Here is a 13,896-nt window from a genome sequence, read left to right as displayed (position 1 = left end):
CACGTGTCCGGTAGGGTGAATCCCACGCGGACACGTGTCCACTTTACTTGGAGGCAGCAGTGCTCTCTCTGCACGGCAAGGTCGTCGCCATCACCGGGGCCAGCGGCGGCATCGGCGAAGCCACGGCCCGTCTACTCGCCCGGCGCGGCGCCGCGGTCGTCCTCGCGGCGCGCCGCGGCGAGCGCGTCGACGCGATAGCGCGGGACATCCGGGAGGCCGGGGGGCGTGCCGCCACGTGCGTCGTCGACGTCACCCGGGCCGGGGACCTGCGGCGCCTGGTCGCGACCACCACCGGCCAGTACGGCCGCATCGACGTCCTGGTGAACAACGCCGGCATCGCCCCGATCAGCCCGCTGGCCGACCTCGACACCGAAGGGTGGTCGGCCATGATCGATGTCAATCTGCGCGGCATGCTCAACGGCGTCGCCGCCGCGCTGCCCGTCTTCCGCGAACAGGGGGCGGGCCATCTGGTGAGCATCGTCTCCGTGGCGGGCCTGGCGGGCGTGTCCCCCTCGATGGCGGTCTACGCCGCGACCAAGAACGCGGTGCGCACCATCCACGAGGGGCTGCGCACGGAGTCCACCGACGGGGTGGTGCGCACGACGGCCATCTCGCCGGGATACGTCCGCACCGATCTCGCCGACTCCATGGCGGACCCGCACCTGCGGGAGCAGACGCGCGAGAACATGGCCGCGGTGGGCCTCCCACCGGAGGCGGTCGCCCGCGCGGTGGCCTTCGCCGTCGAGCAGCCCGATGATGTCGAGATCGGCGAGATCAACGTGCGCCCAACCGTCCAGGCGTGACTCCTCTACGGTAGGGCGTGTTTCGAAAGTAGCGCCGTCCGCCCGGAGGGCGGGCCCCGCGGCGTCTGGTGCGTGCGATCGCGAGGCGGAGGGTCGTCCTCGCGGGGCCACCTCCCGGACGGAGTCCGGGGGCGGGCCTACTCGGACGATCCCGACAACGCAGCGAGCGTGCGTGCCAGGCGTCGCGGGGCAGGCGGGACTTCGAAACACGCCCTAGAGCTGCCGTAAGTGGTCCCGCAGGGTGCGGGCCGCCTGGGCCATCAGGGCCTCCGCGCCGGGCTGGACGGCGGCCGGCACCTCGGACTCCGTCAGGACCGCGATGGCGAAGGACTGGCCGTCGGCGTGCTCGACCACGCCCACCTCGTGGCGGAGGTTCAGCAGGGTGCCGGTCTTGGAGGACCACTTCGTGGCGTCCGAGCTGAAGTCCGGGGCCAGTCGGTGCCGCAGGACGTTGTGGGCCATGAGGTCGCGTACGCGCTCCGCCACCTCGGGGTGGATCTTCGACGGGGTCCACAGGGCCTGGAGCAGGTCGACGTAGGAGCGGGCGCTGCCCGTGTTGGCGCGGGTCGTGTCGAGCTGTGGCACCCGGTGGCCGCGGCCGCCCGTACCGGCGCCGATGGCCAGGGCGTGGGCCAGGTGGGCCTGGGCGGTGTCGAAGCGTTCCACCGGGGTGTCGGACAGCTCGTCCACGGTGTGCCGGACGGTGATGCCGCGCAGCCCCAGCTCGTGGAGGATGTCGGCGACCCGGGCGGGTGGGGTGAGCCCGAACAGCGCGTCGGCGGCCGCCCCGTCGCTCAGGCAGGTGCTCAGGTACAGCAGGTCGTCGACCGCGATCCGCGCCGGGTGGCGGAAGCGGCTCAGCCCGGTGGGGCCGGGCGTGGTGACGCGCCCGGGCCGCACCTCCAGCCGTGTCGCCCCGTCCAGCTCGCCGCGCCGGACGCGCTCCGCCGTCGCCAGCGCCAGCGGGACCTTGACCAGGGAGGCCGAGGGCAGCTGGGTGTCCGGGTCGATGCCCAGCTCCTCGCCCGTGTGCAGGTCCCGTACGAGGAGGCAGCCGCGCAGGCCGCCGTCGTGCAGCTGCCGCCGTACGTCGTGGAGCAGCGCTTCGGTGTTCACGTGGGCACCCGCCGGGTCTCGGCGCCCAGGCAGCGGGCTATGGCCCCGCCCAGGCGTGCTTCGATGTGCTGGGGACTGCCCTCCGCGGAGACGAGGGCGTAGCCGCGGGTGAGGGTGGCCAGTTCGCCCACGGGCCGCCAGTGCAGGCCGAGTTCCGCGGCCTGCGCGGGCGAGCACAGCAGCACGTCGTGGGTGCGCAGGGCCTCCGCCACGGCAGTGGTCAGGTCGGTCGCGGTGACGAGCTGGGCGGGCCGCAGGCCCACCGCGTCGCGCAGCCGGGTCAGCGGATCGCGGATGTGCGGCACGTCGTCCTCCGGCTGTATCCAGACGCGCCGGGCCGGGCCGGAGGAGGCCCGGCCGACCCGCAGCGTCTCCAGGTAGACGCGCCGCACCCCGGGATCCACGGCACCGGCCAGCCCGAGCGGTACGGACCACGCGGCGTCGTCCGGCACCACCGTGAGCAGGGCGGCGCGTACGTGCTGAGTGTGGATCAGCTCCGCGCGCCGCGCCGGTGCCGCGACCCGGAGGTCCAGGGTGACGCCGAGCCCCCGCGCCTCGGCGACGAGCCGGGCGAGACCGGCCGTGGTGCAGATGCCGGGCACCGCGAGCCGCCACGGCTTGCGCTTGACCGCCTCGGCCTCGTGCAGCAGCACGTCCGCCGCCTGGACGAGCTGCCGGGCCGTCGGCAGCATGTCCCGCCCGAACGGGGTGAGCACGGCCCGCCGCGACGTGCGCTCGAACAGCGGCTCACCGAAGCGTTCCTCCAGGGCGGCGACGCGACGGCTGGCCACCGGCTGGGACATCCCGGCAGCCGCCGCCCCCACGGTGAAACTGCCGTACTCGCTCACGCTGACGAACGCACGGCACGCCCCGACGAGATCCACAACCCGGAACCTTATGCCAGATCGGCATGAAGTGGCGCGTGAGCGTATTGGACCGCATGAGTGCCCGGCGGTGAAGGTGTTCGCAACTCACCGACCAGCACCGGCCCTTGGAGGTCCCCATGCGGTTCACCCGTGCCCGCCGCACCGCGCTCGGCGCTCTCGCCGCGCTCGCCCTCGTCCCGCTCGTGGCCTGCGGGCAGGACACCGCCACGGCCTCGTCGCCCACGGCGGCGACCGCCGCCGCCACGAAGCCGTACACCGGCGAACTCAAGGCCCTGGAGCGCGAGTTCGACGCCCGGCTCGGCCTCTACGCCATTGACACCGGCACCGGACGCGAGGTGGCCTACCGGGCCGGCGAACGCTTCGGCTTCCACTCCACGCACAAGGCGCTCACCGCCGGGGCCGTGCTGCGCCGGTACTCGCTCGGCGGGATGGACAAGGTGATCACGTACTCCCGTGACGACCTGATCGACAACTCACCCATCACCGAGAAGCACGTCGACACCGGCATGACCCTGCGCGAGCTGTGCGACGCCGCCGTCCGCTACAGCGACAACACCGCGGCCAACCTGCTGTTCGACGTGATCGGCGGACCCAAGGCGCTCCAGCGCGAGGTCAGGAGGCTCGGCGACGACATCACCCGGATGGACCGCGTCGAGCCCGACCTGAGCCGATGGACCCCGGGTGAGACGCGGGACACCACCACCCCCCGGGCGCTGGCCGGGGACCTGCGCGCCTTCGTCCTCGGCGACGTCCTCCGCAAGCCCGAACGCGCCAAGCTGGCGACGTGGCTGCGGACCAACACCACCGGCGACGCCCTCATCAGGGCCGGGGTGCCGGAGGGCTGGGTGGTCGGCGACAAGACGGGGAGCGGCTTCGGCTACGGCGCCCGCAACGACATCGCCGTGGTGTGGCGCCCCGGGGCCGCGCCCATCGTCATGGCGGTCATGACGAACCGCGGCGAGGAGGACGACGCGCACGACGACAAGCTGATCGCGAAGGCGGCGTCCGTCGTCGCCGGCACCCTGTCCTAGACGATCGGTCCAAGGCCGAGGTTCGTCCCTGAACGGCGTCAGTCGCTGCCGACGATGAAGTCGGCTATCGCGGCAGCGACGGCTTCGGGCTGCTCGTCGGGGATGAAGTGCCCGGCGCCGGGCACGCTGACTCCGGTGGTGTGGTCGGCCCACGGGCTGAGGGAGGCCGCCATGTCCGGAATGGAGCCGTGGCTGCTGGAGATCCCGAGAACGGGCACGGTCAGGTGCCGCCGGTTGAGCGCCTGGTGGTTCTTGCGCGCCGACTCGGCGGCGTCCCGGTAGTAGGCGAGGGAGGCGCGGAGGCCGCCGTCGGCGGCGAGGGCCGCCGCGTAGTGGTCGAGGTCGGCGTCGTCGAATGTGCCGGGAGCGAGGGCCTTCGCCTTCAGGAACCAGCCGACGTAGTCCCGTTCGCGGCCGGCGAGCAGGGTCTCGGGCAGGCCGGGCACGAGGTGGAACGCGAAATGCCAGGTCTTCCACGCCCGGGCCGGGTCGGTGGGAATCGTTTCCGGGAGGGTGATGCCGGGGATTCCGGCGTCGAGCAGGGCGACCCCGCGCAGTTGGCTTTCGTGGTCGAGGGCGAGGGAGAAGGCGACCCAGGCGCCGATGTCGTGGGCGGCCAGCCAGTAGGACGGCACTCCGAGTGCCGTGACGGCGGCGTGGACGTGGGCGGCGACCGTATGGGTGTCGTAGCCGCGCTCCGGGCGCTCGGAGTGGCCCTGGCCCGGCAGGTCGATCGCGATGACGCGGAACCGGCCGGCGAGGCCGGGCATGACCTTTCGCCAGGCCCGCCAGGTTTGCGGGAACCCGGCGAGCAGGACGACAGCCGGGCCGGCCGGCCGGCCGCCTTCGACGGCATGAAGGCGGACGCCGTCCGCGTCGACCCAGTGGTGGGTGAATCCGGCCAGGTCGTCCAGGGGCAGGTCGCGGACGGGGTGACGTCCGGAGACGGTCATGGATCCTCCATCGGGGGCTGGGGTGTGCTGGTCCGGCGGTTCGCCCGAGGGCTTGCCGTGCCGCTGAGGACCCGCGAGTCCGAGGGCGCCGGGACGCCCGGTCATGATCACGTCCGAAGGCTAACACATCTTGAACTGATCGGTTCAAGATGGGATGATGACCGGCATCCCGAACACCGACCCCCGGCAAGGAAGTGCACGTGGCAGGCAAGAAGCAGTTCGACATGGACACGGCGCTCGATGCCGCGATGATCCAGTTCTGGCGCGCCGGCTACGCCGACACCTCGGTCGACGACTTGTCCCGGGCGACCGGCCTGAACCGCAGCTCCATCTACTCCTCGCTCGGCGACAAGGACACGCTGTTCCTTCGCTGCCTGGACCGCTACGGCACGCGCTACGGCGACAAGTACGACGCCGCCCTGTCGTGTGCGGCCTCCGAGCCCCTCGCGGCTGTCCGCGCGTTCTTCGACGTCACCCTCGCGCGCATCGCCGATCCCGACCTGCCCGACGGATGCCTGATCGCCCAGTCGGCCATGGCGATCCCGGTGCTGAGCCCGGCCGTCGCGGCGCACGCCAGGCAGGCGCTCGGCTCGCAGCGCCTGCGCCTGCGCGCCGCGCTGAAGGCCGGCCGGCTGGCCGACCGGGACGCCGACGCCTTCGCCGTACACGCGGCGGCCGTGAACCAGTCTCTCGCCGTCATGAGCAGAGCCGGGGCGAGCCCGGCGCAGCTCCTGGCCATCGTGGACGTGACCGTCGACGCTCTCTCGCAGGCGTTGCGCGCGCGCAACTAGGCAGTTTTCGAAAGGTGCCGGTTCCTGATCAAGCAGCTCACCGGACAGCCGAACTGACACCGCCGGGCCCGTTGTCAGTGGTCTGCGGCAGGCTGTGGGACATGTGACGGCCCGTCCGGCAGGGGTCCTGAGGCCGTCAGCGACGAAGAGGGGGTTGCCGTGCGCAGGCCGGTCACAGGCGAAGTCCACGTTGACTACGGTCAGATCTACGTCCAGAGCGATCCGGACAGTGCGAATCCGGACCTCTTCGAGGCCTTCGCGGGCCAGAGCGGGGGCCTGTGCGGGGCCGCGGTCCCGGGTGCGCTCTGGCTGACCACCGGACTGCACACGGGCAACGTCGGATTCGTCGTGGAGGTCCACGACGAGGCACCTCCGCCGGACCCGGTCTGGGAGGACGTGGTGGAGGTGTCCTTCCGTCCGGTGTCGGAACGCACCAGTTTGGTGCAATGGGCGGGCGAGGCCGTGTGGGACCTGAACCTCGCCCCGACCGACTACCGAGTACGGTACTGCGCCCGGGGGATGGACGAAGGGCGGGAGCGCGACACCAGAGTGGCCGGGGAGCCACCGGTGGACAGCTACCTCCTGCAGTTCTGGCCCGCGCCGCCCCGACCGGACCGCGTGGTCCGCCAGGCCTCACGGATCGCCGCGTACTGGCACCGCTCTGCGCGCGAACTTCCGCCGCCGCCCACACCCGAGCAGCGCGCCCAGACCGAACGCCTGGCCCGCCAGGCGGAGGAACGGGCCGCGGAGGAGCGGCGATCACACCGCGAGCGGTGGGAGTGGGGCGGACGGCTGCCGAGCGAGGCGCTGCGCGGTGTCGGCGGCAATATCCGCGGTCTGCTCCGCTTCGACAGCGACCTGGTGCACGCGCTCGACGCCGCGGGTCCCGAGGCGCAGCGCGCGGTGGCGTCGCTGGCCGCCCGACGGGCCTGCGCGGCGGCGGGCCTGACCGATGTGCCGTGGGTCGCCCAGGCGCTCACCGCGTTGGCGGAGAGGCGTCCGCTGCCGCCACCGTTCGACGACGTGGGCCGGATGTGGGAGACCCTGCGCTCCGACCCCCGGGTCCCGAACCGGTCGGTGCTGGAGGCGATAGCTCCCGAGCGACCGCCCTACCGCCCACCGGCTCCCCCGGCGGCGGCCGGGTGGGCGTGGGTTCCGGCCGCGGCGTCCGCAGACGAGAGGGCGAGGCGGCCGGGTCTCGGCCGGAGGCTGGGCGCGTTCGTACCGAAGACGGCCGCCGACCGGAGCGTGACGCCGACCGGGGGCGCGGGGTGCGGAGCCGCCGTGGTGGTGCACGCCCCCGGCGGCAGGCCCGGCCCCGCGCGGATCTCACAGCCGCACTTCGCTCTTCCCGCCGTGCTCGCCGCGGCCGAGCCCGCCCCGCTCAAGGCCGCGCTGGACGCGGTGTGGCACGCGGTGAACACGTACGGCGAGCACTACCCGGAGCTGCTGGAGGAGATCCGGTCGGTCTGCGCCGACCGGGCACCCGCCCCGTCGCACACGAACGGCACGTCGAGGTAGTAGGCGTGGGTCCGGCCCCGGTGGTCCTCGCGCAGCCCGGCGGCGATGGAGGACTTGCCGGAGGCGGAGTTGCCGCGCGGCAGGACCAGGCGTCTCGTCGGGGATCCCGTCAGCACTCCGATCACGTTACCGGCAAGGGAACGTGAAGTTTCGTCAGGACCGTTGACGAATCCCCGGGGCCGCCCTAACTTCATCGCGTCGTACTTCGTACGTCATATATGAGACGCGATACGTGAGATCTGAGAGCCACTATGGACATCGCCCCCAGCCCGATCCCGTCCCGTACCCAGTACGTGCTGGAAGCGGTCAAGCACGCCATCCTCACGGGACGGCTGCGGCCGGGGCAGCCACTCGTCGAGACCGAGCTGGCGGCCCAGTTCGGGGTGTCGAAGACGCCGGTGCGGGAGGCGCTGAAGACCCTGGCGGGCCGGGGGCTGGTGGTGATGAGCGAGTACAAGGGCGCGACCGTGCGGACCGTCGACACCGCGATGGCACGGGCCGTGTACGACGTACGGCTGCTGCTGGAGCCCGAGGCGCTGCGGCGGACCGTCACCGCGCGGGCGAGCCTGGCGGCGGCGGGGGCCGCGCTGGAGCGGTCGGACGCGGCGGCCGACCCGGCCGACCGGTCGCTGGCCAACCGGGACTTCCACCGTTCGCTCTACCTCCCGTGCGGCAACCCGCTGCTGACCCGGATGCTCGACGAACTGCGCGACCAGGCCGCGCTGGTGTCGGCCGTCGCCTGGCAGGCGGTGCCGTCCTGGGACCGGGAGGCGCGGGAGCACCGGGAGATCCTGGCCCGCGCGCACGACGGCGACGCCGACGGGGCCGCCCGCGCGCTGCACCACCACATCTCCTCCTTCGTCGAGCGGGCCTTCCCGGACCCGGACACCGACGCGAACACGGACTAGAGAGGCCCCGCATGGACTTCACACCGCTGAGAACCGCGCTCGCGGACGTCGTGGCGATCCCGGTGACCCCGTACGACGCCACGGGCGCCGTCGACCGGGACGCCTACCGCGCCCTGCTGCGCCGGCTTCTCGACAGCGGCGTACGGGCCGTCACCCCCAACGGCAACACCGGGGAGTTCTACGCCCTCACCCTGGAGGAGCGCCGGCTGTGCACCGAGCTGAGCGTCGAGGAGGCGGGCGACCGGGCCGTCGTGGTGGTGGGAGTCGGGCAGGACGTGGCGACGGCGGTGGCCGCCGCGCGGCACGCCCGGGAGGCCGGGGCCCAGATGGTGATGGTGCACCAGCCGGTGCATCCGTATGTGTCCCAGGACGGCTGGGTCGACTACCACCGCGAGATCGCGGAGGCGGTTCCGGAGCTGGGCGTGGTGCCGTACCTGCGCAACCCGCTGATCGAGGGCGCGGCGCTGGCGGGGCTCGGCGAGGCGTGCCCGAACGTGATCGGCGTGAAGTACGCGGTCCCGGACGCGGCCCGCTTCGCGGCCTTCGCGCGGGACGCGGGGCTCGACCGGTTCGTCTGGGTGGCGGGGCTGGCCGAGCTGTACGCGCCCTCGTACTGGTCCGCCGGCGCCACCGGCTTCACCTCCGGGCTGGTCAACGTCGCCCCGAAGGTCTCGCTGGACATGCTGGGCGCGCTGCGCGCCGGGGACTACGCGGCGGCGATGAAGGTGTGGGAGCAGATCCGGCCGTTCGAGGATCTGCGGGCCGCCCGGCAGTCGGCCAACAACGTGACCGTGGTGAAGGAGGCGCTGGCCGCGCTCGGCCTGTGCCGCCGCGACGTCCGCCCGCCGAGCCGGCTGCTGCCGGAGCCGCAGCGAGCCGAGGTGGCCGCGCTGATACAGGGGTGGGCGCTGTGAGCGGCCCCCGGGGAAGCGGGAGCCGCCCCCGCAGAAGGCCCGAGGAGCTGCGCAGCCACCGGTGGTACGGCGCCGAGGGGGTACGGACCTTCAGCCACCGGGCCCGCACCCGCCAGCTCGGCTATCTGCCCGAGGAACACCTCGGCAAGCCGGTCATCGCGATCCTCAACACCTGGAGCGACATCAACCCCTGCCACGTCCACCTGCGCGACCGCGCCCAGGCGGTCAAGCGCGGGGTCTGGCAGGCGGGCGGCTTCCCCCTCGAATTCCCGGTCTCCACCCTCTCCGAGACGTTCCAGAAGCCGACTCCGATGCTGTACCGGAATCTGCTGTCCATGGAGACCGAGGAGCTGCTGCGCTCCTACCCGGTGGACGGCGCCGTGCTGCTCGGCGGCTGCGACAAGTCCACCCCGGCGCTGCTCATGGGCGCCGCCACCGCCGATCTGCCGACCGTCTTCGTGCCCGCCGGGCCGATGCTGCCGGGGCACTGGCGCAACGAGGTGCTGGGCTCGGGCACCGACATGTGGAAGTACTGGGACGACAAGCGGGCCGGGCTCATCGGCGACTGCGAGATCGCCGAGCTGGAGCAGGGCATCGCCCGCTCGCCCGGCCACTGCATGACCATGGGCACCGCCTCCACGCTGACGGCCGCCGCCGAGGCGCTGGGCGTGACCCTGCCGGGCGCCTCGTCCATCCCGGCCGTCGACTCCGGGCACGAGCGGATGGCCGCGGCCTCCGGGCTGCGCATCGTCGAGCTGGTGTGGCAGGACCTGCGGCTGTCGGAGATCCTGACCCGGGAGGCGTACGAGGACGCGGTCACCACCGTGCTCGCGCTCGGCGGCTCCACCAACGCGGTCATCCACCTGATCGCCATGGCCGGGCGCTCGGGGGTGCGGCTCACCCTGGACGACTTCGACCGGATCGCCCGCACCGTGCCCGTCCTGGCCGATCTGCGGCCCGGCGGCCGGTATCTGATGGAGGACTTCCACTTCGCCGGGGGACTGCCCGGCTTCCTCTCCCGGCTCACCGACCGGCTGCACCTGGACCGGCCCACCGTCGCCCACGCCACCCTGCGCGAACAGCTCGACGGCGCCCTCGTGCACAACCCGGACGTCATCCGGCCGCGCGACAACCCGCTCGCCGAGGAGGGCGGGGTGGCGGTGCTGCGCGGCAATCTGTGCCCGGACGGCGCGGTCATCAAACACATCGCCGCCGGTCAGCACCTGCTGAAGCACACCGGGCCCGCCGTCGTCTTCGACGACTACAAGACGATGCAGGCCACCATCAACGACCCCGGCCTCGGCATCACCGAGGACACCGTGCTGGTGCTGCGCAACGCCGGTCCGCTCGGCGGGCCCGGCATGCCCGAGTACGGCATGCTGCCCATCCCCGACCACCTGCTGAAGAAGGGGGTGCGGGACATGGTGCGGATCTCCGACGCCCGGATGAGCGGCACCAGTTACGGCGCCTGCGCGCTGCACATCGCCCCCGAGTCGTACATCGGCGGGCCGCTCGCCCTCGTCCGCGACGGCGACCTGATCACGCTGGACGTGGCGGCGCGGGTGCTGCGGCTGGAGGTGGACGACGCCGAGCTGGAGCGGCGCCGAGCGGAATGGACGACACCGCCGCCCCGCTACGGGCGCGGCTACGGGGCGCTCTACCAGGACCAGATGACCCAGGCCGACACCGGTTGCGACTTCCGCTTCCTGGCCCGGGACGGCGCGGTGCCGGAACCGTACGCGGGCTGAGCGGCCCGCGACTTTCGACCGAGAAATTTTTGCACGGTATCTCGAACGACGTACGGAAAGCGCTTCCATTCCGCACTTCCCCCTGAGAACGGAGTAGCAGTCATGGCCGACGCCGTGGCGGAACAACCCCGGGTCGCCCCCCGGGGCACCCGGCGCCGTACGGGGGCGACACCACGCCGCCTCCCGTACCTGCTGATCGCCCCCGCCGGGCTGCTGATGCTGGGCTTCATCGCCTATCCGATGCTCAGCGTCCTCTACTACAGCCTGCAGAACTACAACGTCACCAAGCCCTGGCGGAACGGCTACGCGGGCTTCGAGAACTTCACCCGCATCTTCACCGACGACCCGCAGTTCCGGGACGCGCTGACCTTCAGCGGCACATGGGTCGTCACCGAGGTGCTGCTGCAACTCGTCCTCGGCGTGGCGCTCGCCCTGCTGGTCAACCAGACCTTCATCGGACGCGGCATCGCCCGCGCCTTGGTCTTCTCGCCGTGGGCCGTCTCCGGGGTGCTGACCACCACCATCTGGATGCTGCTGTACAACCCGTCGACCGGCATCAGCCGCTACCTCGCGGACGCCGGGATCGGCACGTACGGCACCTCCGTGCTCTCCGACACCGGCACCGTCTTCTGGGCCGCCGTCCTCGCCGAACTCTGGCGCGGTGTGCCCTTCTTCGCCATCCTCATCCTCGCCGACCTGCAGTCCATCCCGGGGGACCTGTACGAGGCGGCCTCGGTCGACGGCGCCGGGCGGGCGCGGCAGTTCTTCCACATCACGCTGCCGCACCTGAAGGACGCCATCGTGCTCTCGACCCTGCTGCGCGGGGTGTGGGAGTTCAACAACGTCGACCTGCTCTACACGCTCACCGGTGGCGGCCCGGCCGGGCAGACCACCACGCTGCCGCTGTACGTCGCCAACACCGGGATCAACGGCCACGACTTCGGCTACGCCTCCGCGCTGACCACCGTCGCCTTCGTGATCCTCCTCTTCTGCTCGATCCTCTATCTGCGCCTGAGCAAGTTCGGAGGCGACACCAAGTGACCGCCGTAACTGCGGAACAGGACCACCGGTCCGAGGCCGCCCCCGCAGCCCCCGTCCCGCCCGCCGCCACCGGCAGGCGGCGCGGACGCTCGCTCGACGACGGCGTACCGCGCTGGCAGATCTACGCGCCGCTGGGCCTGTATCTGCTGTTCACCCTCGTCCCCTTCTACTGGATGCTGCTCTTCGCGCTCCGCCCGGCGGGCTCCACCTCGCTGGTGCCGTGGCCGGTCACCGGGGAGCACTTCGCGAAGGTCTGGAACGAGCGCGCCTTCGGAACCTTCTTCCAGAACAGCATGATCGTCGGCGTCGCGTCGCTGGTGATGACGACCGTGGTCGCGCTCGCGGGCGGCTACGCGCTCGCCCGCTTCGACTTCCGTGTCAAAAAGGGCTTCATGCTGGCCCTGCTCGCCTCGCAGTTCATCCCGGGCGCGCTGATGCTCGTACCGCTCTTCGAGATCTTCAAGAACCTCCAGATGATCAACTCGCTGGGCAGTGTGATCATCGCGGAGACCGTCTTCCAGCTGCCCCTGTCCATCATCCTCATCAGCGGCTTCATCAAGAACGTGCCGGTCTCCCTGGAGGAACAGGCCTGGGTGGACGGCTGCGGGAGACTGCGGGCCTTCTGCGCGGTGGTGCTGCCGCTGCTGCGGCCGGGGCTGATCGCGGTCGGCTCCTTCGCCTTCGTCCACAGCTGGAACCACTTCCTGTTCGCGCTGATGTTCCTCAGCTCGCAGGACACGCAGACCATCCCGGTCGGCCTCAACACCCTCATCGGCGCCGACAGCGTCGACCTGGGCGCCCTCGCGGCCGGTGGCGTGATCGCGGCGGTGCCGGTCGTCATCGTCTTCGCCTTCATCCAGAAGTGGCTGATCACCGGCTTCAGCGCGGGCGCCGTCAAGGGCTGACCCCGGTCACCGTTTTCGCGGGCAAGGAGGTTCGTACCATGCGCACGACACACCCCGGGGGACGCGGGGCAACCGAGGGACACGCACCCGTACCCGTCGTCCTGGCGGGCGCGCGGGGGCACGGCCGCTGGCACCTGGAGAACATCCGGCGGCTGGCGGGGGAGGGGCTGGTGCGGCTGGCCGGGGTGTGCGAACTCCGGCGGCTCGACGCGGAGGAGCTGGGCGACGGCTTCGGCGAGCCCGGACCCGAGCAGTCCGGCGACCTCGGTGCGCTGGTGGCCCGTACCGGCGCCCGGATCGCCGTCATCTGCACCCCGATCCACACCCACGCCGACCTCGCCCTCACCGCCGCCGCGCACGGCGCGCAGCTGCTGCTGGAGAAGCCGCCCGCACCCTCCTACGCCGAGTTCACCCGGCTGCGCGACGGGCTCGCCGACCTCGGCACCGCCTGCCAGATCGGCTTCCAGTCCCTCGGCTCCCACGCCCTGCCCGCCATCCGGAAGCTCATCGCCGACGGAGCCATCGGCACCGTACGGGGCATCGGCGCCGCCGGGGCCTGGTCGCGCGACGAGGCTTACTACACCCGCGCCCCCTGGGCCGGGCACCGCACCCTGGGCGGCCACGACGTCATCGACGGCGTCCTCACCAACCCCCTCGCGCACGCCGTCGCCACCGCCCTGCGCATCGACGGCGCCGACCGCGCCGAGGACATCACCGCCCTGGAACTGGAGCTGTACCGGGCCAACGACATCGAGGCCGACGACACCTCCTGCCTGCGCGTGCGGACCCGCTGGGGCACCACCCTCACCGCCGCCGTCACCCTGTGCGCGGAGGAACCCGGCGAGCCGTACGTCGTCGTCCACGGCGACCAGGGCCGCATCACCTTCTGGTACAAGCAGGACCGGGTCCGGGTAGAGCGCGCGGGAGCGCCCCCCGAGACCACCCACTACGCGCGCACCGACCTGCTGGAGAACCTGGCGGCCCATGTGCGCGACGGCACCGAACTGCTCGTCCCACCGGACCGCACCGGCGCGTTCATGCGCGTCGTCGAGGCGGTCCGCACCGCCCCCGCACCGGTCCCGCTGCCCGCGGACGCCTGGCGCACCGAACCCGGTGCGGGCGCGTCGGCGGGCGCGAAGCGGCGCGTCGTCACCGGCATCGACCAGCTGGTCGCCGCCGGAGCCGAGCGCCTCGCTCTGTACTCCGAACTGCGCGCCCCCTGGGCCGCACCCCCCGCGGAGGTCCCGCACCCATGAACGCACCCATCAACGCGCCCAT

Annotated in this window: 13 protein-coding genes; 10 read left to right on the top strand and 3 right to left on the bottom strand. The window is 72.3% G+C overall.

Going from position 1 to position 13,896, the window contains the following annotated elements:
- Window positions 1-59: 59 nt before the first annotated feature.
- Complete coding sequence (locus ASC60_RS23650; protein WP_055554180.1) at window positions 60-803, top strand: SDR family oxidoreductase; 744 nt, start codon at window positions 60-62, stop codon at window positions 801-803.
- A 213-nt stretch (window positions 804-1,016) separates the two neighbouring features.
- Here ASC60_RS23650 and ASC60_RS23645 read toward each other — a convergent pair whose 3' ends face one another.
- Window positions 1,017-1,919 (bottom strand): serine hydrolase, encoded by a 903-nt coding sequence (locus ASC60_RS23645; RefSeq protein ID WP_055554179.1) that lies wholly within the window; start codon window positions 1,917-1,919, stop codon window positions 1,017-1,019.
- Window positions 1,916-2,803 carry a LysR family transcriptional regulator gene (locus ASC60_RS23640; protein WP_079038570.1) on the bottom strand — a complete coding sequence of 296 codons (888 nt, stop codon included), beginning with the start codon at window positions 2,801-2,803 and terminating at the stop codon, window positions 1,916-1,918. Before ASC60_RS23640 ends, ASC60_RS23645 begins: the two co-directional genes overlap by 4 nt.
- A gap of 119 nt (window positions 2,804-2,922) precedes the next feature.
- Here ASC60_RS23640 and bla point away from each other — a divergent pair, with 119 nt between their 5' ends.
- Window positions 2,923-3,837, top strand: coding sequence for a class A beta-lactamase (gene bla / locus ASC60_RS23635; RefSeq protein ID WP_055554175.1), 915 nt, complete (start codon window positions 2,923-2,925; stop codon window positions 3,835-3,837).
- A 38-nt stretch (window positions 3,838-3,875) separates the two neighbouring features.
- On the opposite strand, the gene ASC60_RS23630 is transcribed toward bla, so the two are convergent.
- Complete coding sequence (locus tag ASC60_RS23630) at window positions 3,876-4,790, bottom strand: alpha/beta fold hydrolase (RefSeq protein WP_055554173.1); 915 nt, start codon at window positions 4,788-4,790, stop codon at window positions 3,876-3,878.
- A gap of 200 nt (window positions 4,791-4,990) precedes the next feature.
- Here ASC60_RS23630 and ASC60_RS23625 point away from each other — a divergent pair, with 200 nt between their 5' ends.
- From ASC60_RS23625 to ASC60_RS23590, 8 genes are all read left to right on the top strand, one after another.
- Window positions 4,991-5,581 carry a TetR/AcrR family transcriptional regulator gene (locus tag ASC60_RS23625; protein ID WP_055554171.1) on the top strand — a complete coding sequence of 197 codons (591 nt, stop codon included), beginning with the start codon at window positions 4,991-4,993 and terminating at the stop codon, window positions 5,579-5,581.
- 159 nt (window positions 5,582-5,740) lie between these two features.
- Window positions 5,741-7,102, top strand: a complete 1,362-nt coding sequence (locus tag ASC60_RS23620; RefSeq protein WP_055554169.1) for a hypothetical protein — start codon at window positions 5,741-5,743, stop codon at window positions 7,100-7,102.
- Between the two features lie 251 nt (window positions 7,103-7,353).
- Complete coding sequence (locus ASC60_RS23615; RefSeq protein ID WP_055554167.1) at window positions 7,354-8,010, top strand: GntR family transcriptional regulator; 657 nt, start codon at window positions 7,354-7,356, stop codon at window positions 8,008-8,010.
- Between the two features lie 11 nt (window positions 8,011-8,021).
- Window positions 8,022-8,924 (top strand): dihydrodipicolinate synthase family protein, encoded by a 903-nt coding sequence (locus ASC60_RS23610; protein ID WP_055554165.1) that lies wholly within the window; start codon window positions 8,022-8,024, stop codon window positions 8,922-8,924.
- On the top strand, window positions 8,921-10,672 hold the full coding sequence (gene araD, locus ASC60_RS23605; protein WP_055554163.1) for an L-arabinonate dehydratase: 1,752 nt from the start codon (window positions 8,921-8,923) through the stop codon (window positions 10,670-10,672). Before ASC60_RS23610 ends, araD begins: the two co-directional genes overlap by 4 nt.
- Window positions 10,673-10,774: 102 nt before the next feature.
- Window positions 10,775-11,713, top strand: a complete 939-nt coding sequence (locus ASC60_RS23600) for a carbohydrate ABC transporter permease (protein ID WP_055554161.1) — start codon at window positions 10,775-10,777, stop codon at window positions 11,711-11,713.
- Window positions 11,710-12,618 (top strand): carbohydrate ABC transporter permease, encoded by a 909-nt coding sequence (locus ASC60_RS23595; protein WP_055554160.1) that lies wholly within the window; start codon window positions 11,710-11,712, stop codon window positions 12,616-12,618. The genes ASC60_RS23600 and ASC60_RS23595 overlap by 4 nt, the downstream gene beginning before the upstream one ends.
- Before the next feature lie 38 nt (window positions 12,619-12,656).
- A complete protein-coding gene (locus ASC60_RS23590) occupies window positions 12,657-13,874 on the top strand; it encodes a Gfo/Idh/MocA family protein (RefSeq protein ID WP_055554158.1) in 1,218 nt (405 codons plus the stop codon).
- Window positions 13,875-13,896: the final 22 nt, after the last annotated feature.

The sequence above is a fragment of the Streptomyces sp. NBRC 110028 genome, assembly GCF_001417735.1.
In the GTDB taxonomy this organism is placed as follows: Bacteria; Actinomycetota; Actinomycetes; order Streptomycetales; family Streptomycetaceae; genus Streptomyces.
The sequence above is the reverse complement of the archived record's forward strand: the minus strand, read 5'-3'. Positions and strand labels throughout refer to the sequence as shown.

Coding starts and splice junctions, on each gene's coding strand:
- ASC60_RS23615 (WP_055554167.1), top strand. CDS start 7,354: ATGGACATCGCCCCCAGCCCGATCCCGTCCCGTACCCAGTACGTGCTG.
- ASC60_RS23630 (WP_055554173.1), bottom strand. CDS start 4,790: ATGACCGTCTCCGGACGTCACCCCGTCCGCGACCTGCCCCTGGACGAC.
- ASC60_RS23600 (WP_055554161.1), top strand. CDS start 10,775: ATGGCCGACGCCGTGGCGGAACAACCCCGGGTCGCCCCCCGGGGCACC.
- bla (WP_055554175.1), top strand. CDS start 2,923: ATGCGGTTCACCCGTGCCCGCCGCACCGCGCTCGGCGCTCTCGCCGCG.
- ASC60_RS23610 (WP_055554165.1), top strand. CDS start 8,022: ATGGACTTCACACCGCTGAGAACCGCGCTCGCGGACGTCGTGGCGATC.
- ASC60_RS23590 (WP_055554158.1), top strand. CDS start 12,657: ATGCGCACGACACACCCCGGGGGACGCGGGGCAACCGAGGGACACGCA.